Here is a 17,981-nt window from a genome sequence, read left to right as displayed (position 1 = left end):
AGGGTCCGCTCGGCGGGGCGGCGCTGATGGAGCCGTTGCGTGGCGCCGACCCGGCCAGGATCGCGGGCTACCGGTTGCTGCGCCGGCTGGGCGCGGGCGGCATGGGCGTGGTGTACCTGGCCCGCTCCCCCGGAGGCGCGCTCGCCGCGGTGAAGGTGATCCGCGCGGCGCACGCGGACGACGCGGGATTCCGAGCTCGTTTCCGCCGTGAGGTGGAAACGGGAGGCCGTGTCGCCAACCCCTGGGTGGTACCGCTGCTCGACGCGGACCCGGACGCGGAATCGCCGTGGCTCGCCACAGCGTTCGTACCGGGGCCCTCGCTGACGGAAGCCGTGGAGGAGTGCGGCCCCCTGCCGTACGGGACCGTCCGTGTCCTGGGGGCGCGGCTGGCCGAGGCGCTGGACGCGGTGCACCGAGCAGGGCTGGTGCACCGGGACGTCAAGCCCGGCAATGTGCTGCTCGCGGTCGACGGCCCCCGGGTGATCGACTTCGGTATCGCCCGGATGCCGGAGGATACGGCGCTCACCGCCAGCGGGATGGTGGTCGGCTCCGCCGGGTTCCTCTCCCCCGAACAGGCCCAGGGCAGGGGCCGGGAGATCGGGCCGGCCAGCGACGTCTTCTCACTCGGCTGTCTGCTGGCGTACGCCGTGACGGGCGAACGCCCCTTCGGGCGGGGCTCCGCGGTCGAGTCGTTGATGCGCACGGTCCACGACGATCCGGACCTGGAGGGCGTACCGGAGTCATTGCTGCCGCTACTGCGGGCGTGCCTGGCGAAGGAGCCCGGCTCCCGGCCGGAGGTGGCCGAGGTACAGCGGGCTCTGGAGGGTGCGGGCGAGGGCGGGGGCTGGTTGCCGGAGTCCCTGACCCGGCTGATCGCGCGGCGTTCGGCCGCCGTGCTCGCCCTGCCCGCCATCGAGGCGACCGAGGTGTCCACGGCGACGGTGGCCGACGCGCCGCCCGGCGACGAGACGGCCGTCGACCCGGGAGGCGCCACGCGCCGCCGTTTCCTGGTACTGGGTTCGGCCGCCGGGGTCCTGGCGGCCGGCGGAACGGCGGCGTGGTGGTCGGCCCGGAGGCCCGGCCGCACCTCGGCCCAGGGAGGCGGAACCCGGCTCCCGCGGCTGGCAGTGGCCCTGCACGCCGACCTGAGCGGCAGCGGCCGTACGGCGGGCCGCGCCCAGGAGAACGGCGTCCGACTCGCCGTGGACCACTTCAACTCCCGCGCCGGCCGCGGCTTCGACCTGGCACTCCAGGTGGACGACGACGAAGGCAGTACGACCCGGGCGCGGCAGCTCGCCCGGCGGCTGGCGGACGACGATCGGATCCGTGCGGTGCTCGGCCCGACCAGCGACGCCTGCGCGAAGGCCACCCTCTCCATCTACCAGCAGGCACGGCTCTCGATGGTCACCGTGTCGGTCGGACTCAACGAGGTGTCCCCCATCGACTACCGGGTGTACGCGGCCACCCGCCCCAGTGACACGACCCTGGCGGCGCCGGTCGTCGCGTACCTCGTCCGTACCGCTGCGGCCCGTAGGACGGTATTGATCGACGACGCCGCCGAGGGCGACTTCAGCTGGCGTCTGTGCGCCGGCGTCGACGATGCCGTGCGAACCGGGCAGCGCACCACCGTCCGGCGCACCCTGGCCGCCGCGGACGACTCGGATCAGGACTTCCGTGCCCTCGCGAAGTCGGTGACGGATGCGGGAGCGGACGCGGTGGTGTTCGCCGGCGGGTACGCCCGGGCCGCGAGGCTGGCCCGGGCGCTGCGCGCCGCCGGCTACTCCGGTGCGCGGCTGGCCACCCAGCGCGCCCTCGACCCCCGCTTCCTCACCTCGGCGGGAGACGCCGCCGAGGGCTGGGTGTTCTCCACGGCCTTCCTCGATCCGACCCGTGTGACGGCCGCGAAGTCCTACGTCACCGCCTACCGCGCACGCTTCGCCACCGCCCCGCCCTGGTACTCCGCCGAGGCCTACGACGCGACGCTCTTCGTAGCCCGCGTCATGACGACCCTGGGCGCGTCCCGTGCGCAACGGGGCGCGATCGTCGGCCAGTTGCGCGAGACTGACTACCGGGGGATCACCAAACGGCTGCGCTACGACTCGTCGGCCTACCGCTACGCGGACGCGATGTACCTGTTCCGGGCGACCGGGGGCGCCTTCCGCTGTCTCGGCGACTACCGGGACGCCACGGCCTGAGCCACCCGTCGTGCCACAACCCGTTTGTCACTCACGCCGGTCGAGGGCCGCACGCGTCATGAGGCCTGCCAGCGCCGAGCGGGACGGCACGGAGGTCTTCCGGTAGATGGCCGACAGGTGGGTCTCGACCGTACGGCGGCTGAGGTAAAGCTTCGTCGCGATGGCCTGGTTGCTCAGCCCTTCTGCGACGAGTACGGCGATCTCCCGTTCACGTGTGGTCAGTTGGTCGAGCTCTGTGGGGGTGCGCACGGCCTCCTCGGCCTGGGGGCGCACGATCGCGGCCAGGTCGGACAGCAGGCGCGCGCCGCCGTCGCCGGCGATACGGCCGGCCCGCTCCCACATCCTGACGGCGCGCGGAACGTCGCCCGCGGCCTGCGCCTGGACAGTCGCCAGCAGCAGGGAGTACGCCTCCCAGAGCGTCGCGCCGGAGGGGGCGTACGCCTGTGCGGCACGTTCGAAGAGGTCTGCGGCTGCGCGGGCGTCACCGAGATGCTGGGCGAGCGCCGCCTCGGCGCGCAGTGCCGCCCCGCGCTGACCGTGCAGACCCATCCGGTCGGCTTCCTCGACGGCTCGTGCGGCCCAGAGCGCGGCCTGCTCGGCGTCGCCGGTCGCGAGGGCGGTGCTGACGAGGGTGTCCAGCTGGCCGGGGCGTATGGAGGGCTGCAACCCCAGTAGTTCGGGACCGCCGGCCTGCAGTATGGCGTCCTGCGCACGGTGCGGGTCGCCGCTCACGAGCGCCGTATGACCAAGCACGCACCTGGCCAACGACGCCCACCAGTGCCTGCTTCCGCCGGCCGCTGCCACGGCCTCCTCGGCGGTCCTCAAGGCCCTGGTGTCGCCGAGGGGGCAGTGCGGGAGAAGGATCAGCGCCTTGAAGCACAGGGTGAACGCCAGGAGATCGCCGCTGCCGATGGCTCGTGCGACGGATTCCGCCTCCTCGGCCGACTCCAGGGCGGACGGCAGCCGACAGGTGTTGAGGTGTATGAAAGCCTTGCTGCTCAACAGATGGGGCAGGACGTGGACTTGGCCGCTGCGCCGGGCGATGTCCAGACCCCGGTCGGCGTGGCGTTCCGCATCGGCATAGCGCTCCAGCAGGGCCTCCGCCCAGGCCAGCCACACCAGCGACTCGCACGGTTCCGTGAGGTCGGGGTCGGTCAGACCGTCGGCGAGCCCGGCGGCGGCATCGGCGAACCGGCGGGCCGACGCCGTCTCCCCTTCGTAGGCCTCTCCCAACGACCCCAGCGCCAAGGCCCCCAGCTCTCCCATGAGATCGCCGTGGGAGCGGGCCACCGCGAGCGTCCGCTCGATGTCGTCGCGTACGTCGGGGTACGAGACGGTGTTCAAGGCGGCCATGCCCAGCGCCAGGCCAAGGGAGACCGCCTGGCGGGGCTCGGGACCGGGACTGCGGACCAGTTCCCGCTGCAGCAGGGCGATCGCCTCCGGGGAGTGTCCGAGGTGCCGTTCCATCGCGGCGCACAGGGCTATCGCATCCCTGCGCAACGATGCGTCATCCTGCCCGGACCTGCTGATCAGCGCGTGGAGCAGATCGCGGCTCTCCCGCAGACTGCCGCCCACAGCGAGCGCCCTGGCGCGCGCCAGCGTCAACTCCCCACGCTGCTTCGCGCAGGCGGGCGTGTCCGGCATGAGCCGGAGGACGACGTTCAGCAGATGGGCGGCGGTCGCGGGCGCCGTGTGGGCGAACTGGACGGCGGCCTCGCTCAACACGGCCGCCGACACCGGATCCCAGCCGACCAGCGACCTCTCGACGTGATGGGCCCGCTCGGCGGCGGAGGCGCCTGCCCGCGCCAGCGCGTCCGCAGCGCCACGGTGGATCTCGGCACGGCGCGGTGCGGCGGTGTTCTCGTAGACCAGTGCCCGCAGCAGCGGATGGCGCAATGTCCAGCCGCCATCGGCCCCCTTGCGCAGCAGATCACGCCGTGTCAGCGCACCAATGCAGTCGTCGAGTTCCTCCGCGGTGGTGTGTCCGCTCATCAGGCCCAGCATCGCGGTCGTGGCATGGTCACCGAGGACCGCGACCGCTTCGACCGTACGGCGCTGCGGCTCGGTCAACGCGGTCAGTTCGTCCAGGAGCAGCGATCCCAGCCCGCTCGGCACACCGGACACCGTGTCATCGTGGACCCGGGCGGTGGTGGTGCCGCTCGACGACGCGCCATGCCGGTAGGCGTGCAGAAGGGAGAGGAGATAGAGCGGGTTGCCCTCGCTGGATTGATAGATCCCCTTCGCGTCGCCCGGTGGCAGGTCGGAGGCCAGCGCCTCGATCGAGTCCTGTTCGGGCAGCGGGCGCAGCGCCATCCTCAATACGACTCCGCCGTCGACGCCGCGTCTCAGAGCAGCGGCAAGCGAGTGCGGTGTCTGCCGTTCTCGACGGGCCACGACCAGAAGCACCCGGCCGCTCACCGGGTGTCGGATCAAGTGGTCCAACAGCTCCAAGGACGCGGGATCCGCCCAGTGCAGGTCGTCCAGGGCCATCACCAGCCCGCTCCGCTCCCCGAGCCTGGTCAGCACTTCCCTCACGGCACGATAGAGGCCGAATCGATCACGGCTGCCCGTGACCGGCGCGGCGCCCTGCACACTGTCGGCGCCGCGCAGCACCGGTGCCGCCGCCTCGGGCACGTCGTCCGATTCGAGAAACGCACGATCGACGTCGACGAATGCGTCCGTGAACGTCTGGAACGGCGAGTGCCGCTCATACTCCGTGGCCCTGCCGCGCAACACGGTCAGCCCCCGTTGCCGCGCCCGCGCACAAAGCTCGCTCAGCAGCCGGCTCTTCCCCATACCGGCGTCTCCGGCGATATCAACCACACCGGGAACGCCGTCCTGCCCCAGACCGCCGATCACCGAGTCGAGGCGCCTCAGCTCCTCGGCTCGGCCGACCAGCATCGTCTCCGTCTCGTCCACCAGTGCGTCTCCATTTCCCCGCCGAATCCGCGTGATCATTCCCGCGTGGCCACCCGTTCGCGGCCTTGCCCGCACAAGCGGCCAATATCACCACAGGAACGACATGACTTGCACCTGAACCGGATCAGAGCGGCTGCGTCCCCGGCTCTCAGACCTGGGCGGATGGGTCATGCCCGCCCCGGCGCGGCGCAGCCCTGCCCCGCCGGGCTGAACGGGCTGTGCTCGAAGTCCGCGCAGCATGTGGTCGCCGTCTCAAGATCGCCCGCGGCCGGATCGTCGGCCAGGCGGGCGGTGAAGACGGTGCGGCGGGCGGCCTCCGGCGCATCCAGCGCGCCGTCGGCGACAACCGGCACGGCGGCCTGCTGGGCCTGCGGCTCACCCGCGGCGTAGACACGGTCGTGGCTGCCCGCGCGCATTTATCCGACGCCCTCAGGTCGGTCAAGCCCCGAGTTGTCAGAACATGACACCGCTGTCCCCCCTCAGGCCCACTGGATGTGCAGGCCTCACCGGACAAAGAGGCGAGGCCAGCACGGTGAGGCGGGATTCCCCCGCGATAAAACCCCTCTCACCAAACCGCCGGCCTTCCAGGGCACGGCGATCCCGGTGGGAACCAATCCACCGACCGCCGCCCCGCACTTCCAAGGCCGGGCGGAAACCTTTAGGTATCGAAAGGAAAAGACCCATGATCCATCACACCCAGCCCCAGAACGCCCCGCCCAAGCGGCGGGCCGCCGGCATCGCACTGGTCATGGCCTCGACCGCGCTGATCTCCGGGGGCATCATCCTTCCGGCATCCGCCGCGACGTCGGCCCTGAGTCACACCACCGCCTCGCCAACCGTGGTCAACAACGACGGCGACGACGGAGGCATGTACGACCCCGGGCCGTGGAGCGACCCCTACACGGGTTACACCGATGACGGCGTCAGTGACGGTTACAGCGACGGCAGCATCTACCCCGACCCCTACGATCCCGGCGAGGTGACCGATGACACCGGCAGCGACGGTTACGGCGACGGCAGCTTCTACCCCGGTGAGGACACCGTCGACGAGGGAGAGGGTGACATCTACTGAGACCCCGTAGTCCTGGCCTCAATGCCCTTCAGCCAAGGGTGGGGCGGGTCTGTCAAGGCCACCTGAAGCAGGCAACGGAGCACCTGCCAGAACCGTGTCTCCACCAAGATCACTGTTCGGCGGGAGCTCCGTTGGGTGCCGCGCGCCGGCCACAGCGAAACACCGAGCCACTGCAGTCTCAATGCCGACCACTTCCGACTCAGAGAAAGCAACCAGGAAATTCAGTCATCGCGCAAAATCACATTTCCCCTAGACCCACCACAAGATCAATTGTCGGACACGGCCTGACGCGCCACGCGGTAGCGGAGGTAGACGACTCTCGAGCTGAAGGTGCGGGTCTCGACGAGTTCGAGATCCACCCGGCGCTCGCGTTGGGGAAAGAACGGAATGCCACCGCCAACCAGCACCGGGTAGACCACGGCCCGGTACTCGTCGATCAGACCCGACGCGGCCGCCTCGGCGGCGAGAGTCGCGCCGCCGATCGCGATGTCGCCCTCCCCCGGCTCGGCTCGCAACCGCTCGATCTCCTCCGCCAGGCCGCCGGAGGCCAGGCGGGCACTGCCCTGCACCGCCGACAGCGTGGTGGAGAACACCACCTTGGGGAGCGGCTTCCAGAGCGCGGCCCACTCGAGCATGGAGTCGTCGAGCGATGGATCCTGGTCGGCGGTCTCCCAGTACAGCATCGTCTCGTACAGCCGTCGTCCCAACAGGTGGACGCCGACCTCGCGAATCTCGTCGATCCAGAAGCGAAAGACCTCCTCGTCGGGCGCCGTCCAGTCGAAGCCGCCGTCCGGCCCGACGATGTAGCCGTCGAGTGAGACGCTCATCGAATAGGTCACGCTGCGCATCAGAAGTCCTCCTCGGTAACGGGTTCGTCGCGGGATCCCCTGGGCCGAGTCACCTCACGAGATCATTTAGTTGAGAAAACCTCACTGGGCTGATCATCCCGCCTCGCCGCGGCCCCGGGCAGAATGAACTACCCGTATGGAAGTAAGAACACGACACTTCCCACCGGAAGGTCCGCGCTCGCGTGGAGTACGCCTTCTCCCGCATGAAGATCTGGAAGACCGCGACTGCCGCCTCAAGGGCGACGGCGTGCAGCACCTGCACGGGACCCGAACGCCTGCCGGGGTGTAGCACCTCAGTTGGCGGCAAGTCTGGTGCTGCACGTGTATCGCGTTGTGGGTCCAGGGGCGCCGCCATAGGGTCACGGCATGTCTTTACGTCTTCGTATGCGTCAAGCACTGCCGGAAGCGATGCGTGCCCGTGACAAGGCTGCGGTGAGCGCCCTTCGCGCAACACTTGCCGCGCTGGACAATGCTGAGGCGGTGCCAGTGGACGCCGCTGAGCTCCGCGGCTTGGCCCTTGAGCATTCGCCGGTCGGCGTCGGAGCCACCGAAGCAGCGCGGCATGAGCTGAGCGAACACCGTGTGGTGGATGTCGTGCGAGCCGAGGCTGCCGAGCGACTGGAGGTTGCGGCGCAGTTGACCGCGCCCGCGCACGCTGACCGAGCCGCGCGGCTCCGCGCCGAGGCCGCCGTGCTGCTGCGCTTCCTTGACGGTCCCGGCACGGCAGACGGTCCTAACATGGCAGACGGTCCCGGCGCGGCATAGGAAACGGTGTCGCATCGCACCCGAAGCGACGCAGGACAGGGCTGGGAACAGGCACGGCCACCGCGTGATCAATAGCGTAGCCCCGGTTGGACGGCGGGCGATGTTCGACCAGGTCGTGGTCCGATCGCAGGCCGGTTCGGGCGGGTTGAGCTCCGGACGACCGCTCGGGCCCACCTGCTCAGGCTGCCACCTGCTCATCCGCCGCAACCGGACCACGGGCGAACTCGTTGCAGCGAGCCGTTCGGCGAACAATCATGACGGTCATGGAGCGACCGAGGCACATCATCGAGTGCGGAGACTTCGTCCTGCGACGCTGGCGGGGGCAAAGCGACTTCGCTCCGGCATTCAAGTTGATCGAGGAGTCTGTGGACCACCTGCGCCCCTGGGAGCCGTGGGTCGCCCGTCACAGCGAGAAGAACACCCGAGACTTCCTCGCGAACTCCGAGTCGAAGTGGGCAAGCGGTGACGTGTACAACTACGCCATCGCCAAAGACGGCACTCTCATCGGCATGTGCCAGGCCTACCGCGGGGCCGAACCTCAGGGCCGGCGCATGGGGTACTGGTTGCACCCTGCCGCCACTGGCCAGGGCATCGCCACCAGAGCGACGGCGGCCATGGTCAGCGAGATGTTCACCCTGCCGGACGTGGAGTACCTGGAAATCGCGCACGACCTGGCCAACACCTCCAGCGCCGCGATACCACGCCGATTGGGCTTCACCGAAGTCCTGCGTGAACAGGTATCGCCGCCCACGGCTCCCTCAGGCAGCGGGATCGACGTGGTCTGGCGGCTGAACCGTCCTACGCCGCCCGTTCACGGCACTCCCCGCCCCTGAATATCTGAACCCACCGTCCCTCAGCTCCTCTCGGAAGTGCGGCGAGTCCGACGAAGTCAAAGTTCATCCGGCATCAGACACTCAACGAGACCCTCCACATCGCATTCAACGCCCCACCCAGCCAAAGAAAACGGCGCCCTGACGAGACTTGCGCAGGGCCGGCGAGCGCGCGGTCAGAACCAGTGCAGGCAGTGCGGGGGACGCTCGGCGCGGAAGAGGGCGTCGGCGAGGGTGGCCGCGCCCGGGCGGTGGGCCCGGATGTGTCCGGCGCGCACGAGGGTGCTCGGGGCGGTGCCGCCGAGGTAGACCGAGCCCAGGTCGCGCACGTCAAGGGACAGGTCGGGCTCCCGGTCCGTCGGGACGCAGTCGGCCTTGCTGTCCCGGACGGTGAGCAGGTAGCGGCCGTGCTCGCCGAGGAACGGGTCGTCGACGTCGAGGACGAGCTCGCCGTCCATGGACCAGCCGCGCGCGGTCAAGGCACTTGGGATGTCCAGGAGCCGCACCCAGAGCCAGTCCATGTCGCCGCTCACCTCGCCGGCGCGGAAGTCCGTGAACTGCCAGCGCAGCGGGTGCTCGGGCGGGACGTGCTTGAACACGACCTGAGAGACCAGGTCATGTCCTAGTACGAACAAGGCCAGGGCCGTGAAGACGGCGTCGTCGGTGGTGATGGTCTCGTCGACCGTCAAGGTGCCGGACTCGATCGAGTAGCTGGCGTACCCGTCCGGGACGCCGTCGGCGTCCCGGTGAACGGCGATGTAGCGCGGCGCCGGCGAGATCGGGGGCTGCCCCGCGCGCAAGGCCCACCAGCGGTGCGGCCGGGACAGCGCGCCGGGCTGGGCGCGGCGATACCGGTCGTAGACCTCTTCCAGGATCTCGCCGCACTCGGTACGCCGCAGCACCTCGACCGAACCGGTCGTTGGGGCGTCGGCCGTTCCGCGCGCCCGCGGGAGGGCGAGGGCGGCCCTGTGGCGTGGCACCGTCAGCCGCCGCGTATAGGTCGCTGGTCCGTAGCCGAACCTGCCGTAGATCGGGGCCTCAGAGGCCAGCAGCACGGAGAGGAACTCCCCGCCGGCCCGCAACTCAGCGAGCTGATGCCGCATCATCGCGCTGAGCACGCCCTGGCGCCGGTGCGAGGGCACGACGCCGACGGCGGTCACCCCGGCGGCCGGGACGAGGGTCTCACCGGGCAGGGTGAGCTCGAAGGAGTGCGCGGCGGCGGTGCCGACGGGCCGCCCGTCCGCCGTCAGGGCGAGCAGGCAGCGGCTCGTTTCGAGCGCCGACCACCAGAGCCCGCCGCCCTCGATCGGGGTTTCCGGGAAGTGCCCGAACGCGGCATGGACCGTGTCGACGAAGACGTCAAAGTCCTCATCGGTCGTGGAACGAATCTCCATTGCCGCCGCTGCCTCCTCGAAAAACCGGCACCACGACTTATGGTGTCCCGCCACAGTGCAGCGTTCACCCGTGGCCAGGTCAAGCGCATTACGGCCGGGCCCGTTGCGGTGGTCGGGCTCGGCGGCGATGATCCCCGTCGCCATCACCGGTCAGGGGCGCGCTGTGGCGCGACGCTGATGAGGATCTCCGAAACCTCCGCCGCGGCCCGGTTGACCCACCAGACTTGCTCTTGTTTCTCAACGGAGAAGGGACGGCAAGCATGGCGAACAGCGCACTTCTGGTGATGGACGTCCAACGGGACGTCGTGGCCATCGCCGACGACGGTTCCGGATATCTGCGGCGCTTGCGCAGGGCGATCGACGGTGCCCGGGCTGCCGGCATCCCCGTCATCTACGTGGTGATCGGGTTACGTCCGGGCGATCCAGAGGTCAGCCCTCGCAACAGGGTGATGACAAACGCCGTGCGGGCCGGCCTGTTCACCGAGGGGGCCCCTGGAACCGAGATCCATCCCGACGTCGCGCCCCAGCAGGGCGACGTCGTGGTTACCAAGAGGCGGGGCAGCGCGTTCTCGGGCAGCGACCTCGACTTGGTACTCAGGGCTCGCGATATCGACAGCCTTGTTCTCACCGGCATCGCCACCAGCGCTGTAGTGCTGTCCACCCTGTGGCGCGCCATCGACCTGGACTTCGGGCTCACCGTCCTGGCGGATGCCTGCCTCGACACCGACCCCGAGGTGCACCGGATACTCACCGAAAAGCTGTTCCCCCAGTGGGCAGATGTCCTCGCCATCGAGGACTGGGTCAAAGTCATCGCACCGCACTAGCCGGGGGGTGGTCGTCCGGACCCTCGCGCGCGGGGCAAGACGGCACCGGTCCCCCGCTGGCCGGGTGAGGTCAGTGTGCGGCGTTCTGGGCTGCTGCCCGGGCCTGGGTGGGCCGGATGGGGTCCGGGCTGACGCATCCCGTCGCCATCGCCCTCCGTAACGGCGCCCTGCGGCTGGTGCCATCCGGAGTGCCCCTTGGCTCAGCCCTCCGGCATGCCGACCGGGCGCCAACGGCACATCCGGTGACGCCCAGTCGGACGAGGGCGGGGTCAAGTGGTGGGGGTCAGCGCTCGACCCCGAGGGTCAGCGTCCCCGCGTACCCGGACGAGGTCGAGGTGCCCAGGGCTGTCAGGGTCAGGAGGCCGGACGTGGCGCCTCCGCCGTCGTAGATGGAATCCTGGGCGAGGGTGGTCCGGGTGACCCTGTTCGCCGAGTAGGGGGAGAGCCTGCTGACGCGGGTCGTGATCGTCTCGCTGAAGTAGAGCTGGCCGGTGTGGAGTTCCTGGCCGCCGGTGAAGGAGCCGTCGGGGGTCAGGGTGACGTTCGTGTGGACCTTGATGTGGACGTGGATGCAGCGGCCCACGTACCAGCCGGGGTAGATCGTGGTGATGTTGGCGACGCCGCGGGAGTTGGTGAGTACGCCGCCGCGCAGGAAGGTGCCGTCGTCCGGTTCGCTGTGACCGTTGGCGCCCACGAAGCCGGAGTACTCGCCGAGGTGGTCGGCGTGCCAGATCTCCACGAGGGCGTTGGAGAGCGGTGCGCAGGTGTCGTCGTCGACGACCGTGAGGGTCAGCTTGAGCCGGATGCCGGGCTTGCCCTCGGTGATGTCGGCGCGGACGTACTGTCCGTCGAGGTAGTAGGGGCCTTCGGTCATCTCCCTGGTGAGGGTGCAGACGGCCGCGGCGGCGACGGGGGCGGTGTCGTCCGTCTCGGCGGTGGGGGCCTCGTTCGTGGCCGCGGCGCCGACGGCCAGGGCCGCGGCGGTGGCGCCGGTGGCCGCGAGCACGGTGCGGCGCGCGATGGGGGTGCGTGCGTCAGGTGTCTGTCATGAACACGACACCATAGAGCAAATTTCACGTGAATATCTGACGGGTCAGGAAATCCATTATGCGTCAAGTGACTTGCAGAACAAGGGAATCGGGCATGCCCCGGGTCGGACGGTGCGGTGCCGAGGCCAGCGCTCACCTCCGGGCGTCAGCGTCCGTGCGTACCCGGAGGATGTCGGACCCCCGGGGCCGTCAGGAGCTTCGACTGCAAAAGCGCTCACGCGCATGTGCGGCGCGACGTCGGCGAGACCGTGCCAGGGCCGTCGGGGCTTGATCAGTTGGGTCTCGTAGAGAACGATCCGGGACTCCATGAGCGCGTTGTCCAGGGCGTCCCCATGGGTGCCGACGTAGCCGCGGGCCCGGCCCCTGGACGGCGGTGCGGGCCTTTGACGGCGGCCTCGCCCGCTCGCGCCCGGCGCGCTGATCAGGCTGAGGTCTTCGACTGCGACTGGCCGCTTTGGGTGCGGAGTTGCTCGTTGATGCGCTGAGCTTCTTCGAGCTGGTCTTCGAGGATGACGATGCGGCAGGCAGCCTCGATGGGGGTGCCCTGGTCGACGAGTTCGCGGGCACGGGCGGCGATGCGCAGCTGGTAGCGGGAGTAGCGGCGGTGGCCGCCTTCGGAGCGCAGGGGGGTGATCAGGCGGTGTTCGCCCAGGGCGCGTAGGAAGGCGGGGGTGGTGCCGAGCATCTCGGCGGCCCGGCCCATGGTGTAAGCGGGGTAGTCGTCGTCATCGAGAGGGGCGACGGGGTGGGTACCGCGAGGGGGCATAGACCTCTTCTTTCAGGGGGCGCGTCGGGGGGCCCGGGTGCCGTATCGGCACCCGGGCCCCGAGCTTTCAACACCATCTACCGGCCGACTGCGTCGGCCTTCTCTTTCCGCAGGTGCCGCCTGGGAGGGCGGGGCTGCGGGGATCGCGGATGCGTGACCGGGGACCACCTTCCAATCCGGGGCCTGCGGTACCCGGGCGGACTTCTTCCTCGCCCGGGCGATCCTGATGGCGTCTGCTCCTTACCTTCGGTTACTCGGATGTACTGCTGGATACCTCGGATACTGCTCGCGGCCCCTTGCGGGGCTGCGTCCTGCTTCACCTGCATGCACGGCAGGTCGTCTGCCGCACCCTCTTCGACTTCCTGGGTACGACCAAAACAGTAACCCTGCTACGACTCAATGTCTACCGCCGCCACGACAGATTTTCTGCACAGCCAAGATTTCGGTTTCTGCGGCCGCTAGGTACTTGATTCCCTGCGTGGAGAGGTGGCGGTTCCGGCCGGCCGGAGGCCGGACTCGCGCGGCTCGGGCGGGGCGGACCCGCCGAGGGTCCGTCGTCGGGACTGCTGGAATCCGGGCGGTCGTAGCCGAGTCGCGGCATGCGGCCGGTCGGCATCGGTGGCACCGTGCGGTGCGGTCGCGCCGGGGTCGGCGAGCGCCTCCCGCAGGAAGGGCAAGATGCCGCGATCCGGTAGGGCATGGCCACCAGCCCAGGATGTCCGCCGCCGGTAACGATGCCGCTGTCCTCCGCGATACCGCCCGGGTTGGTACCATACGTTGTATGGCGACTGAACGGAAGCCCCCTCGGGGCACGAGAAAAAGGGACGTACCGCTCACCAAGGACGGCATCTACGCCATGGCCTTGCAGCTCATCGACGCCGACGGGGTCGAGGCGCTCACCATGCGCAAACTCGCGACCGCGCTCGATGCGAACCCGATGTCGCTCTACCACCACGTGCCGAACAAGGACGCCGTGCTGCGCGGCGTGGCCCACCGGGTCGGTTCGCAGTTCAGCGCGGAGGAGCGGGAGGACGTCCCCTGGCAGGACCGGCTGCGTGAACTGGCCCGGGACTTCCGCGAACTGTCGCACCGTCACCCGAAACTGATGGGGTATTCCTTCACGCGCCCCGACTATGTGCAGCCGGAGGACCCCTTCTGGCAGGCACTGATCGACATCCTGGCCGCCGCGAAACTGCCCGAGGAGGAGATCCCGCGCGTCGCCGCGACCCTGGTCGGTGTGTTCACGGGTCTGCTGCTCGGCGAACTGAACGGGGCACTGCAGCGGTGGGCCACCCTGCCACCGGCTCCGCCGGGCCCCGACGGGGAAGACACTCCCCCGCCCTCCAGGGACGTGATCGACACAATGTTCAACTCCGCGCTGGACGCCGCGGTCGCCGGAGTGGAGAACCATGTCGCACGAGGCCGCGAGCGGGCGTGATGGAAAGGAAGCAGCTCCGGGGGGTGCGCGGTCCGGCGGCGCCCCCGTCGGGCCACCTGGTGCCGCCGCGAAAACGAAGGGCCATAGTGGAGGCAGGAGCGTAGAGAGGCTGCTGCGATGTCCGGAGCGCCGACACAGCACACGTCAGAGCGATACCTGCCGATCGCCGAGCACGGCTTGATCGGGGATCTGCGCACAGCGGCCCTGGTGGGTACCGACGGAACCATCGACTGGTACTGCTGCCCGTCCTTCGACTCCCCGAGCGTGTTCGCCGCCATCCTGGACGCGGACCTGGGCGGGGCGTTCGAACTGTCCGCGGCCGTGCCCGCCGGCACGAAGCAGTTCTACTTCCCCGACACCAACGTGCTGATCACCCGGTTCTTCACCGACGACGGGCTCGGGGAGATTCAGGACTTCATGCCCGTGACGCACGCCGGGGAGCAGGACCGCCACCGGCTGATCCGGCGGGTGGTGTGCGTCCGCGGGACGATCCCGTTCCGTGCCCTGGTGGCTCCCCGCTTCGGCTACGGCGCCCAACCGCACACCCTGCGGATGCTGGAGGGCGCGGCCCTGTTCGCTTCCGAGGCGCTGTCGCTGACGCTGACCGCGACGGTGCCGCTGGAGTCCGACGGGAAGGACGTACGGACCGAGTTCACGCTGTCCCAGGGCGACACGGCGGTCTTCGCCCTGGAGCGGGTCACCGACGGGAGTCCGCCGCGCGGCTGCCCGCACGCCGAGGCCGAGCGGGAGTTCACCGCCACGGTCGCCTTCTGGCGGCGCTGGCTGCGGCAGTCCCGCTACCGCGGCCGCTGGCGGGAGATGGTGCATCGCTCCGCCCTCACGCTGAAGCTGCTCAGCTACGTCCCCACCGGTGCGATCGTGGCGGCCCCGACCACGAGCCTGCCCGAGCAGCTCGGCGGTGGCCGCAACTGGGACTACCGCTACACGTGGATACGTGACTCCGCGTTCGCCGTCTACGCGCTGCTCAGACTCGGCTTCGCCGAGGAGGCCGAGGCGTTCATGGGCTTCCTCACCCAGCACATCGACCGGCGCGACGACGGACCGTCCGGGCCGCTGCAGATCATGTACGGCATCGACGGACGGGCGGAGCTGCCCGAACGCGAGCTGCCCCACCTGGAGGGCTACCGGGGCTCGGCGCCCGTGCGGGTCGGCAACGGCGCGGCCACCCAGCTGCAACTCGATATCTACGGCGCGCTGATCGACTCCGTGTACCTGTACGACAAGTGGTGCCGGCCCCTCTCCAGCGGCCACTGGCGCGCGGTATGCGCCCTGGTGGACTGGGTCTGCGAGCACTGGGACCAGCCGGACGAGGGCGTGTGGGAGACCCGTGGCGGGAGGAAGAAGTTCCTGTACTCCCGGCTGATGTGCTGGGTGGCCGTCGAACGCGCCATCCGCATGGCCCTGCACCGCAGCCTGCCCGCCGAACTCGGCCGCTGGGGTCCGGTCCGGGACCGGATCTACTGGCAGATCATGGACAAGGGCTGGTCGTCCACCCGACAGGCCTTCGTCCAGTACGAGGACGGCGACGTACTGGACGCGGCGGTGCTGATGATGCCGCTGACCAAGTTCGTCTCCCCCACCGATCCCGTCTGGCTGTCCACCCTCGACGCCCTCGGCGACGAACTCGTGTCCGACTCCCTGGTCTGGCGCTACGACCCCAAGGCCAGCCCCGACGGCCTCGAAGGCGACGAAGGCACGTTCTCCATCTGCTCCTTCTGGTACGTCGAGGCCCTCACCCGCGCCGGACGCCTGGACGAAGCCCGCCTGGCCTTCGAGAAGATGCTCACCTACGCCAATCATGTCGGCCTGTACGCCGAGGAGATCAGCCACACAGGTGAGCAACTGGGCAACTTCCCCCAGGCATTCACCCACCTCGCCCTCATCAGCGCGGCCTTCAACCTCGACCGCGCCCTGGGCTGACGACCGACCGCGGAGGTTCCCGATCAGCGAACCACGGTCGCTCATGATCACGGTGGCCGCCCTGATCGATGTTGCCGTGACAGCGAATTTGCGGTCACCGAAGGACGGGGTGACCATTTTTTTAAGGGGATGTGTACCGCGCCCTTGGGACCGTGACGCTCACCGGCAGTGAGCGTCACCGCGAAGGTACCGCCGTGGCGAAGAAGATCGAACATACGGGTGCTCAGCCGGTGGCGTCGGCGGGGGCGGCGGATGGGCTGTCCAGCTGGGCGGCAGATCGGAAGGAGCCTGCCCATGCGGATCGCCGTGGACCTGAATCGGTGCCAGGGATACGCGCAATGCGTGTATCTGGCGCACGAGGTCTTCAGATTGACTGGCCAGGAGGCGCTCACCTACGAGCCGAATCCCGATGACGAGCGGCGCCTGCAGGTTGAGCGAGCCGCTGCCGCGTGTCCGGTTCAGGCGATCCTGGTCGACCGCTTGGACGGCGCGGAGGGGAGCGCGACGTCATGACCGTGCAGGCAACGGTCGCAGAGCTGGTGCGCGAGTTCAGAGCCCACGGCCGGATCGTCATCGTCGGTGCGTCCCTGGCCGGACTGCGGGCCGCCGAAGCCCTGCGCGAGGAGGGCTTCACCGGGTCTCTGACCATCATCGGGGACGAGCCGTACGAGCCCTACGACCGTCCTCCGCTGTCCAAGCAGGTACTCAAAGGCTGGGTGCCGGCCGACCACACCAAGCTGCCCCGCCTGCGAGAAGTGACCGCGGAGTGGCGGCTCGGGGTGGCCGCCACCGGGTTGGACCGGACCGCCAAGCAGGTGCGCCTGGCCGACGGCGAGCGGATCCCGTACGACCGGTTGCTCATCGCCACGGGCACCCGCGCGCGACAGTGGCCGAACCCGGACGAGGCCGCCCTGGACGGGGTCTACACGCTGCGCTCGCGTGATGATGCCGCACAGCTGCAGAAGGCGCTGGCCGCGGCGCCGTCGCGGGTCGTGGTCATCGGCGCCGGGTTCATCGGCTCGGAGGTGGCCTCCGTCTGCCGGGAACTCGATCTCCCGGTGACCGTCGTCGAGCGGGGCTCGGCGCCGCTGGTCGGCGCGCTCGGCGGGGTGATCGGTGAGATCGCCGCGGAGATGCAGCGCGGACACGGCGTGGACCTGCGCTGCGGGCTGGGCGTGTCGTCACTGGAGGGCGATTCCGGCGGACACGTGCGGCGTGCTCATCTCTCGGACGGAACCACCATCGACGCCGACGTGGTGGTGGCCTCGCTGGGGTCGATCCGCAACGTGGAATGGCTGGAGGGCGCCGGGCTGGCGTCCGGTTTCTGGGGCGTCGGCTGCGACGCCGGCGGTCGCGCCTTCGACATCAACGGCGTGGTCACCGACAGCGTCTATGTGGCAGGGGACGTGGCGCGCGCGCCCCACGTGCTGTACGAGTACCAGTTCCTCGCGATGGAGCACTGGGACAACGCCGTTCTCGGCGCCGGGGTCGCGGCCCACAACATGGTGAACCTCGAGCCCCACTATCGCCCGCATCTGTTGCTGCCCGGCTTCTGGTCCGGTCAGTTCGGCGTCAACATCAAGTCCGTCGGCGTGCCGCCCTTCGGCGACGAGATCGTCTTCACCCAGGGGTCCGTCACCGAGCGCCACTTCGCCGCCGCCTACGGTCGCCGGGGCCGCATCGTCGCCGCCGTCACCTTCGATCACGGCAAGTGGCTGGAGTACTACGGGAAGCTGATCGAGCAATCGGGTCCGTTCCCGCCTCCGCCGCCGGGCTGGGACCAGCCCCCCGACATGAAGCCGATCCCCGCCGAGTTCCCGCAGCCCGGCGTCCCGACGGCGATCCCCGACGTCGTCCTGACCGGCCACGACCCCGGCGAGCGGGGGGCCGAATTCCGGCCTCGCCCTCGTTGACGCGCCCGCCGGACGGGCGTGCAAGCG

The 17,981-nt window shown here is 69.7% G+C and carries 15 protein-coding genes and 1 pseudogene; 10 read left to right on the top strand and 6 right to left on the bottom strand.

Going from position 1 to position 17,981, the window contains the following annotated elements; genetic code table 11:
• Window positions 1-26 precede the first annotated feature (26 nt).
• Complete coding sequence (locus tag ACZ7L0_RS20780) at window positions 27-2,195, top strand: bifunctional serine/threonine-protein kinase/ABC transporter substrate-binding protein (protein WP_471243944.1); 2,169 nt, start codon at window positions 27-29, stop codon at window positions 2,193-2,195.
• A gap of 27 nt (window positions 2,196-2,222) precedes the next feature.
• Here the strand turns inward: ACZ7L0_RS20780 and ACZ7L0_RS20775 are convergent, their stop codons facing one another.
• Window positions 2,223-5,114 carry a helix-turn-helix transcriptional regulator gene (locus ACZ7L0_RS20775; RefSeq protein WP_471243943.1) on the bottom strand — a complete coding sequence of 964 codons (2,892 nt, stop codon included), beginning with the start codon at window positions 5,112-5,114 and terminating at the stop codon, window positions 2,223-2,225.
• Window positions 5,115-5,281: 167 nt separating this feature from the next.
• A complete protein-coding gene (locus tag ACZ7L0_RS20770; protein WP_471243942.1) occupies window positions 5,282-5,530 on the bottom strand; it encodes a hypothetical protein in 249 nt (82 codons plus the stop codon).
• Between the two features lie 266 nt (window positions 5,531-5,796).
• On the opposite strand from ACZ7L0_RS20770, the gene ACZ7L0_RS20765 reads away from it, so the two are divergent.
• Window positions 5,797-6,186 carry a hypothetical protein gene (locus ACZ7L0_RS20765; protein ID WP_471243941.1) on the top strand — a complete coding sequence of 130 codons (390 nt, stop codon included), beginning with the start codon at window positions 5,797-5,799 and terminating at the stop codon, window positions 6,184-6,186.
• Between the two features lie 266 nt (window positions 6,187-6,452).
• On the opposite strand, the gene ACZ7L0_RS20760 is transcribed toward ACZ7L0_RS20765, so the two are convergent.
• Complete coding sequence (locus tag ACZ7L0_RS20760; protein WP_471243940.1) at window positions 6,453-7,034, bottom strand: dihydrofolate reductase family protein; 582 nt, start codon at window positions 7,032-7,034, stop codon at window positions 6,453-6,455.
• An 83-nt stretch (window positions 7,035-7,117) separates the two neighbouring features.
• Between ACZ7L0_RS20760 and ACZ7L0_RS20755 the strand changes: the two are divergent.
• From ACZ7L0_RS20755 to ACZ7L0_RS20745, 3 genes and pseudogenes are all read left to right on the top strand, one after another.
• Window positions 7,118-7,323, top strand: a pseudogene (locus tag ACZ7L0_RS20755) (hypothetical protein); the annotation flags it as partial.
• Between the two features lie 119 nt (window positions 7,324-7,442).
• The gene (locus tag ACZ7L0_RS20750; protein ID WP_471244008.1) at window positions 7,443-7,799 is read left to right on the top strand and encodes a GatB/YqeY domain-containing protein; all 357 of its coding nucleotides are present in this window, start codon (window positions 7,443-7,445) and stop codon (window positions 7,797-7,799) included.
• A gap of 263 nt (window positions 7,800-8,062) precedes the next feature.
• On the top strand, window positions 8,063-8,632 hold the full coding sequence (locus ACZ7L0_RS20745; RefSeq protein WP_471243939.1) for a GNAT family N-acetyltransferase: 570 nt from the start codon (window positions 8,063-8,065) through the stop codon (window positions 8,630-8,632).
• Between the two features lie 173 nt (window positions 8,633-8,805).
• On the opposite strand, the gene ACZ7L0_RS20740 is transcribed toward ACZ7L0_RS20745, so the two are convergent.
• Entirely contained in the window at window positions 8,806-10,023 is a 1,218-nt protein-coding gene (locus ACZ7L0_RS20740) for a GNAT family N-acetyltransferase (RefSeq protein ID WP_471243938.1), read from the bottom strand.
• 260 nt (window positions 10,024-10,283) lie between these two features.
• Here ACZ7L0_RS20740 and ACZ7L0_RS20735 point away from each other — a divergent pair, with 260 nt between their 5' ends.
• The gene (locus tag ACZ7L0_RS20735) at window positions 10,284-10,847 is read left to right on the top strand and encodes a cysteine hydrolase family protein (RefSeq protein WP_471243937.1); all 564 of its coding nucleotides are present in this window, start codon (window positions 10,284-10,286) and stop codon (window positions 10,845-10,847) included.
• Between the two features lie 283 nt (window positions 10,848-11,130).
• On the opposite strand, the gene ACZ7L0_RS20730 is transcribed toward ACZ7L0_RS20735, so the two are convergent.
• Entirely contained in the window at window positions 11,131-11,853 is a 723-nt protein-coding gene (locus tag ACZ7L0_RS20730) for an intradiol ring-cleavage dioxygenase (RefSeq protein WP_471243936.1), read from the bottom strand.
• Between the two features lie 464 nt (window positions 11,854-12,317).
• The gene (locus ACZ7L0_RS20725) at window positions 12,318-12,662 is read right to left on the bottom strand and encodes a MerR family transcriptional regulator (RefSeq protein WP_471243935.1); all 345 of its coding nucleotides are present in this window, start codon (window positions 12,660-12,662) and stop codon (window positions 12,318-12,320) included.
• 781 nt (window positions 12,663-13,443) lie between these two features.
• Between ACZ7L0_RS20725 and ACZ7L0_RS20720 the strand changes: the two genes are divergently transcribed.
• The 4 genes from ACZ7L0_RS20720 to ACZ7L0_RS20705 all read left to right on the top strand — a co-directional run bounded on the left by ACZ7L0_RS20720 (window position 13,444) and on the right by ACZ7L0_RS20705 (window position 17,954).
• The gene (locus ACZ7L0_RS20720; RefSeq protein WP_471243934.1) at window positions 13,444-14,100 is read left to right on the top strand and encodes a TetR/AcrR family transcriptional regulator; all 657 of its coding nucleotides are present in this window, start codon (window positions 13,444-13,446) and stop codon (window positions 14,098-14,100) included.
• 117 nt (window positions 14,101-14,217) lie between these two features.
• On the top strand, window positions 14,218-16,041 hold the full coding sequence (locus tag ACZ7L0_RS20715; RefSeq protein ID WP_471243933.1) for a glycoside hydrolase family 15 protein: 1,824 nt from the start codon (window positions 14,218-14,220) through the stop codon (window positions 16,039-16,041).
• 294 nt (window positions 16,042-16,335) lie between these two features.
• On the top strand, window positions 16,336-16,554 hold the full coding sequence (locus tag ACZ7L0_RS20710) for a ferredoxin (protein WP_471243932.1): 219 nt from the start codon (window positions 16,336-16,338) through the stop codon (window positions 16,552-16,554).
• Window positions 16,551-17,954: an NAD(P)/FAD-dependent oxidoreductase gene (locus tag ACZ7L0_RS20705; RefSeq protein WP_471243931.1), complete on the top strand. Its 1,404-nt coding sequence runs from the start codon at window positions 16,551-16,553 to the stop codon at window positions 17,952-17,954. Before ACZ7L0_RS20710 ends, ACZ7L0_RS20705 begins: the two co-directional genes overlap by 4 nt.
• The last annotated feature ends 27 nt before the right edge of the window (window positions 17,955-17,981 follow it).

The sequence above is a fragment of the Streptomyces sp. NPDC039424 genome, assembly GCF_055639495.1.
This window is presented reverse-complemented; position numbering and strand designations above follow the sequence as displayed.